Source organism: Streptomyces sp. NPDC007095 (assembly GCF_040634475.1).
Lineage (GTDB): Bacteria > Actinomycetota > Actinomycetes > Streptomycetales > Streptomycetaceae > Streptomyces.
On sequence record NZ_JBEYFS010000074.1, the window covers coordinates 43,703 to 50,526 of the forward strand.

Genomic DNA, 6,824 nt, shown 5'->3' on the forward strand with positions numbered 1-6,824 from the left:
ATGGAGGACTCTACGTCCACCACCAGTCCGAACACGGTCCCCAAAGCCAACTGGCCCGAGGCCGCTGTCCCCGGCCAGGGTGTCCCCTGGCGCGGCGCAGACCAGACGGACGCAGGATCCCCTGATTTGGGGACCGGGGACCAGGCGCACAACGATGTTGATCGGCAGGTGCCGGAAGTCGGGGACCGGTCCCGCGACGCGTCGGGGACCAGCGTTCCGGTCGTGGACCGGATATCCGCCGGTGGGGAACATGCGCAGGTCAGCCGCCTACTGATCGCACCAACGGGCGCAGACCAAGTTCGTCCGGGCGGGACGGACGCCGCTCCGAGCGCTGACCGAGCGGTGATTTCCGGGCAGTCGGTCCCCGGATCCAGTCCCCGAACTCCGGACGCGGGGACCGCAGTTGGGGACCGTCGTGAGGACGACGGTCCCCACGACATTGCGGGGACCGTGGTATCCGACGGCGGATCGGGGACCGGGGACCGTGCCGGTGTGGTTGTCGGCGAGCCGATCGACGAAGGAGCCGTGCTGCTGGACGAACTGCGTGCGGCGATCGGCCGGTACGTGGTGCTGCCGAGCGAGGAGGCTCTGACCGCGGTCACCCTGTGGGTGGCGGCCACCCACATCCAGCCCGCTCTGCAACACGCTCCGCGACTCGCGGTGGTGGGTCCGACCAAAGGATGCGGCAAGTCTCGTGTCCTGGACGTGCTCCACGAGACCGTGCACCAGCCGATGATGACGGTAAACACGTCTCCCGCAGTGGTCTTCCGCATCATCGGCAAGAACCCGCCGACGCTGCTCGTGGACGAGGCCGACACCATCTTCGGCCCCAAGGCGGGCGACAAGGAGGATCTGCGCGGCCTGCTGAACGCCGGGCACCAGCGCAACCGGCCCGCCTGGCGGATCTCCGGGCCGGAACACAAACCGACGGCGTTTCCCACCTTCGCCATGGCCGCGCTGGCCGGGATCGGCGACCTGCCGGACACGATCATGGACCGCGCGGTCGTGCTCCGCATGCAGAAGCGCAAGCCGGGCGAGCGGATCACTCCCTTCCGCTCGCGGTACTCGGTGCCCGAACTGAACGCGCTGCGCGACCGGCTGGCCGCCTGGCTGATCCCGCTGCGTGGCACCGCTGCGGGCTTGGTGCCGAAGATGCCCGTCGAGGACCGGGCCGCAGACACCTGGGAGCCGTTGGTCATCGTCGCCGATCTGGCGGGCGGAGACTGGCCCGCGCAGGCACGCGCCGCCTGCCTGGCAATGACGCGCAACGAGGTGGTCCAGGACGAGCAGACGACCCTGAGGACGCGGCTGCTGCGTGACATCCGCCGCGTCTTCGAGCAGGAGGGCAACAAGGAGGCCCTCCGTAGCCAAGACCTGCTCGCCGCCCTCCTCCAGGACTCCGAGGCGCCCTGGGCCGAGTACGGGACCAAGGGGCTGAACGCCTACCACCTGGCCAACCTTCTGCGGGGTTTCGAGATCAGCCCGGCCAACCACCGCTTCGAGAACGGCAGGCAGGCCAAGGCATACGCCCGCAACCAGTTCCTTGACGCCTGGGCCCGCTACTGCCCCGAACCGTCCGAAGCGGCGCCCGCACCCACGCATTCGGGCCGCCGCCTTCCGCCAGCCGCCCCTTCGGGTTCGCTGCCTGTCGGCCTGGCCGGCGGCACCCCTGGCGTCAAGCGCGCCCACTAGCCCCGCTTCGTTCCGTCTCAGTCCGTCGCATCCGTCCCCGCGCAGGTCAGTGCGGGGACGGGCCTCCTCCCCAAGACGGATCACTCCGTACCTGCCGCCCTGTCCGTACCTGTCCTGACCAGCCCTGCAACGCATGGGACGGACGTGACAGGGCCCCGCCACACGCCACCGGAGCATCACCATGCACGACACCAGCAACGACAACCACCGCCGCAGGGGACTACTCGGCCTGGCCCGCCGAACAGCAGCAAGCTGGAGCGAACGAGCCTCTAACGAGGCTTCGTCCGCGCTTGCCCCCGCCCCAGGGGTGACGGAGGAGGAGGCCGAGCGCCAGCGGGCGCCCGAGCCAGAGGAGGAGATGACCGCACCCAGTACCGCGCTCACCGCCAACTCCGTTGCACCGTATGCCGAGCCGCCTGCCGTCAACCGCTCCCCTGTCGAGCAGCCCTCCTGGCGCGAGCCCGACGCCCCGGTGCTGCCTGCACTCATGAACCGCAAGCGCACCACCGAGAAGCGCGACCAAGAGAAGACAATCCGCTTCACCCCGACCGCAGTCCGCATCATCGCCACGGAGGCCGAGCGGCGTGGCCAGAAGTTCGCCGGGTTCGTCGGCGACGCCGCGCTCGCCGTCGCCCTCGGCAAGGCCGGCCTGATCGGCAGCCCGGAGGACGATCCCATCCGTCCTCTGATCGAAGCCATCGAGGCCCACACCGTCGCGCTGAACCGCGTCGGCAACAACCTCAACCAGATCACCGGAGCCATCCACCGAGGAACTGTTCCTGAGCGCGCCGAGGCGGTGCTGGCCCGCGTCGAGCACACGGCCGAGGCCAGCTACCGGCTCATCGACCAGCTCCTGGCGGAGGGTGCCGGCCATGGTGCCTGATGTCTCCACCGGTGCCAGCACGCCGGGCCTGATCAACTACCTTTTCGGCAAAGGACGGCGCGACGAGCACACCGACCCGCACATCGTGGCTGCCTGGGACATGGCCGGCGCCCCCGACCCCGGCCGGGATCCCGAAGCCACATACACCCAGCTCGCCAGGCGCCTGGACCACCATGTCGACCTCCGCACCCGCGAGCTGGGCGGCAAGAAGCCCCCGCAGCACGTGTGGCACTGCCCGGTACGCACCGCGCCCGGCGACCGCTACCTCACCGACGCCGAGTGGGCAGAGGTCGCCCGCCGCGTAGTGGCCGCAACGGGCATCGCCCCCGAAGGCGACGAGCGGGCGTGCCGATGGATCGCGGTCCGGCACGCCGACGACCACATCCACATCATGGCCACCACCGTTCGCGCCGATGGCCGCCGCCCCCGTACGAACCGAGACGGCTGGCGGGCACAACGGGAATGCCGCAAGATCGAGGCCGAGTTCGGGCTGCGCCGCCTCAAGTCCGGCGACCTCACCGCCCCGCGCACTCCGACCGGCGCCGAGCGGGCCAAGGCCGAGCGCCAGGGCCAGAAGGACACCGCGCGGGAGTGGCTGCGCGAGCAGTCGTACGCGGTCGCCGCCGCCGTACGCAGCATCGACGAGTACTTCACTGTGCTGCGGTCCCTCGGCATCCAGGTCAGGCCACGCATCGGCTCCGAGACCGGCGAGGTGACCGGCTACAGCCTGGCCGCGCCCGGCGACACCGCCAGCGGAGAGCCGGTCTGGTACGGCGGATCAAAGCTCGCTCCCGACCTGTCCTACAACCGCCTGTGCGAACGCCTCGCCACCCAGGACCTGGCCGACCGGCCCCAGCAGGTGGCGGACCCGGCCGAACCATGGCATCGCGCCGAAACCGCCATCCGCCAAGCCCACGCCTTTCTCGACTCGGACGACGACGTCGCGGCTCAGGGACACCTGGATGCCTTCGGCGACACCCTCCACAACCTGGCCCTCGCCACCCACGGCGCGCACCGGGCCGAACTGCAAGCAGCGGCAAGGGAGTTCAACCGAGCCCGCCGCTCGGCGATCCGAGCCGACCATCGGGCCGCCACCTACCTCCGGGAAGCCGCCAAGGAACTCGCCTACGCCACACACGATCCGGGTGGACTCGCCATCGCCCTGGTCTTCGCCGCGCTCCACGTCGCGCGCGCAGCCGCCAAGTGGCACGAGCAACGCGGCCATGAGCAGCAGGCCGCAGCAGCCGAAGAAGCCTTCCGCCACCTACAGGCCGGCTACCAGCAAGCCGCGCAGCCAGTCCTGGCAGATCTCACCCGACGCGCCCCACGCGCCACCACCATCAGCCGCTTCGAGCAGGATCTGCGCGCAGCCCTCCCAGACCACGCCGACCGCGTCCTCGCCGATCCCGCCTGGCCCGCCCTCACCACAAGCCTCGCCCGCGCCGAGACCGCCGGCCACACCCCCCGACACCTCTTGGCCGAAGTCGCCGCCCTGCAAGAACTCGATACCGCCGATCGCCCCGCCGAAGTCCTCAACTGGCGCATTACCGTCCAGCCCAACAGGCGAGCGCAGGCCGCGCGCAAGCGAAGCACCCGTATCGCCACACCCGTCGCGCCCGCGCAACAGCCAACGCCCACGACGGTGAACGATCGGCTTACGGAGCGCGGTCGACACCGATAGCCGACTCGGCTCTCAGCGACGGCAGACGAGGACGCCGCCGAGGCACGTGATCTCGAAGGCCCCGTGTCGGTCGATGTGATCAACGAGGATGGTGCGGGCCCGCTCGATCGTGGCCTCGAAGGGCTCGTCGTGCTGGTCCGCCCAGGCCCGGTAGGAAGCCATATGCGCGATGACCGGCTCAGGATCGTCGACCGTGATGGTGCCGGGCAGTTCCATCGTCTCCACCCGCCCGAACTCCTCGCCCAGGAAGGCCGGGGCCTTCTCCAGGGAGAAGCGGGCGCTGAGCGATATACGGGCCGGGCCGCGTCCGGTGCCGAGGACGTCGCCCGCAGCCCGCTGCCACAGGTCGTCGAGTTCCGCCTTGTCCCGGTCGCTGTTGGTGGAGGCGATCACCAACCCGTCACGGGTGACTACGCGGGACAGTTCTCTGACCGCTCGTGGGATGTCGGAGACGTGGTAAAGCATGTGCAGCGCCAGGGCGGCATCGACGCTCTCGGTCGCCAGCGGCAGGCGGGTCGCGTCCGCTACAGCGACCAGGCCGGGGACGCCAGTAAGGATGCCAGGAGCGATGTCCAGACCCAACAGGGCCAGATCGGGCCGGTCCTCGCGAAGCCGCTGAATGAACTTGCCGTTGCCGCAGCCGACATCGACCACACGTCCGCGCACGCCGCTCAGCTTCTCGGCGACGATACCGGGCAGGTCGTAACGAGGCGTCTGCCACCGGTAGAGCGACTGGCGAGCGGCGAGATCCCGATCACTGCTGTAGGCGCTTCCGGCGAGGCGGCCCCGGTCGGTGACGGCGGCGGCGTGTGCGGCGGACAGTTCGGTCACGTCGGCAGCTCCGTGGGAGGGGCGGCGGGTGAGGCCGCGAGGACGGCCGTGTGGTGGAGTCGTTCACGCAGGTGTGCCGCCTGCGCGGTTCCACCGTACTGCGGCCCGCTCAGCTCCCGGCCCAGAGCGATGAGCCGGCGCACGATGCTGGCCGACATGCGCTCCGGCGAGGAGTCGCGGACGAAGGCGAGCACCGCCTCAGTGCCGTCCAGATCGCCCAGAAGCAGATGGCCGCGGGCGAGATCGACATGGGCGGCGAACAGGTCGCCCACCGATTGGTCGTCGTCCTCGGCGCTGCGGTAGAGCCGGATCGCGGTGTCCGCGCTGACGATGGCCTGCTGGACGTGCTCCCGCCCGCCCACCGCCAGGTAGCTCGTACCGGCGTACGTGAACTGCTTGGCAGCCGGGAAAGCGAAGATGCCTGGCCCCTCGTCGAGACCCACCATCGCCTCGCGAGAGCGCTCGGCATCCGCCAGCGCGGCCACTACACCCACCCGGTCTCCCACTATGGCCAGCGCCCGCGCCTCCAGGCTCGCCAGCCGAGCCCCAATGCTCCCGCCCGCCCGGTGCTGACGACCCGCCTGCGCCAGCCGCGCGGCCTGCTCGTACCGTCCAGTCCAGTAGGCGATCAAGGACTCAACGGCTCGCACCCAGGCCAACATCCCTTCGTGGCCGGCAGCCTCCGCGCACGCCCGGGCAGTGCGAGCGTGTGTGGCCGCGGAGTCGTAGTCACCCAGGTCCAGGCACACGTGAGCGGTCAGGCCGCAGAGGCGGGAGGCCGCGACGTACAGGTCAGTGGTCTGCCGGGGATGCTGCCGCCCGCGCAACAGCTCGAACGCCCCGTTCCGCAGCCGCTTGATCTCGACATACAGCTCCAGCAGCGGGTGACTGACGTAGCTACGGGCGAGCCGAGCGACATCGGCCTCCAACTGCTCTACGACGAACTCGTCGGCGTTGCGGTGCGCGATGAACCGGGCGAACTCCGCCGAGACCACCGCATCCACCGACACAGCCCCCACCACGGTGTGCGGACGCGCCATGGGCTGCGCGGGCAGCGTCTGTTGCGCGTCTTCCGGGCCGCCGCCGTTCCGCCGGCTCTTGCTGACCACAACCGCTCGGTCGAGTTCCGTGGCATCGATGCCGAACACCTGCGCCAGGTATTTCCGCGTGTACGGCACCGGGATGCGTACCTCGCGCTCGTAGCGCCCGATCTCCTTGCCCGTCTTGGTGGCACGCCCCTCCAGGGCGTTGTACTCATCGGCCACCCGCTGCTGGGACCAGCCACGCTCGGTACGCAGCCTGATGAGCAGCGCACCGATCCCCGTGTCGCTCATCCCCTCTCCCCACAGCACGTGAAGTCTGGCCCCCATAGTGGCCCCTGGCATGGCCTCCGTGCTGGCTCCCGACCCAAACGAGCGACAGCGGTTGGCTGTTGGCCATGCCCAGCAGACTGCCCGGCGAGCCGGACACCCTCGCACCGGACCAAGCCCTCGACGGCGCCGTCGAGCACGAATCGATGCTCTTCGACCGACGCCGGACCACCCCAGGTGCCGCCCGCTCCTTCGTCGCCGAGACCCTTACCCAATGGGGCCGGACCGAACGCCTCGACGACATCCGGCTGTGCACCTCCGAACTCGCCACCAACGCCGGTGCGCCATGAGGCGCTCTGTTGTATCCCCGGTTCAACCGGGAGGAATGAAGGGAGGTTTCTGGGTCTGATGGCTTACCCGGGCCCGA

Annotated in this window: 5 protein-coding genes and 1 pseudogene; 4 read left to right on the forward strand and 2 right to left on the reverse strand. The window is 70.1% G+C overall.

Annotated elements, in window-relative coordinates; genetic code table 11:
* Nucleotides 1-492 precede the first annotated feature (492 nt).
* The 3 genes from ABZ656_RS25125 to ABZ656_RS25135 all read left to right on the forward strand — a co-directional run bounded on the left by ABZ656_RS25125 (nt 493) and on the right by ABZ656_RS25135 (nt 4,256).
* Nucleotides 493-1,692, forward strand: a complete 1,200-nt coding sequence (locus ABZ656_RS25125; RefSeq protein ID WP_360270588.1) for a DUF3631 domain-containing protein — start codon at nt 493-495, stop codon at nt 1,690-1,692.
* A gap of 307 nt (nt 1,693-1,999) precedes the next feature.
* A complete protein-coding gene (locus ABZ656_RS25130) occupies nt 2,000-2,575 on the forward strand; it encodes a hypothetical protein (RefSeq protein ID WP_101400603.1) in 576 nt (191 codons plus the stop codon).
* The gene (locus ABZ656_RS25135; protein ID WP_101400602.1) at nt 2,565-4,256 is read left to right on the forward strand and encodes a mobilization protein; all 1,692 of its coding nucleotides are present in this window, start codon (nt 2,565-2,567) and stop codon (nt 4,254-4,256) included. The genes ABZ656_RS25130 and ABZ656_RS25135 overlap by 11 nt, the downstream gene beginning before the upstream one ends.
* Before the next feature lie 12 nt (nt 4,257-4,268).
* Here ABZ656_RS25135 and ABZ656_RS25140 read toward each other — a convergent pair whose 3' ends face one another.
* Together ABZ656_RS25140 and ABZ656_RS25145 are read right to left on the reverse strand one after the other, a co-directional pair.
* Nucleotides 4,269-5,087 (reverse strand): class I SAM-dependent methyltransferase, encoded by an 819-nt coding sequence (locus tag ABZ656_RS25140; RefSeq protein WP_360270590.1) that lies wholly within the window; start codon nt 5,085-5,087, stop codon nt 4,269-4,271.
* Complete coding sequence (locus ABZ656_RS25145; RefSeq protein ID WP_101400600.1) at nt 5,084-6,421, reverse strand: helix-turn-helix transcriptional regulator; 1,338 nt, start codon at nt 6,419-6,421, stop codon at nt 5,084-5,086. The genes ABZ656_RS25140 and ABZ656_RS25145 overlap by 4 nt, the downstream gene beginning before the upstream one ends.
* Nucleotides 6,422-6,525: 104 nt before the next feature.
* Here ABZ656_RS25145 and ABZ656_RS25150 point away from each other — a divergent pair.
* Nucleotides 6,526-6,744 (forward strand): annotated as a pseudogene (locus ABZ656_RS25150) (ATP-binding protein); the annotation flags it as partial.
* Between the last annotated feature and the right edge of the window lie 80 nt (nt 6,745-6,824).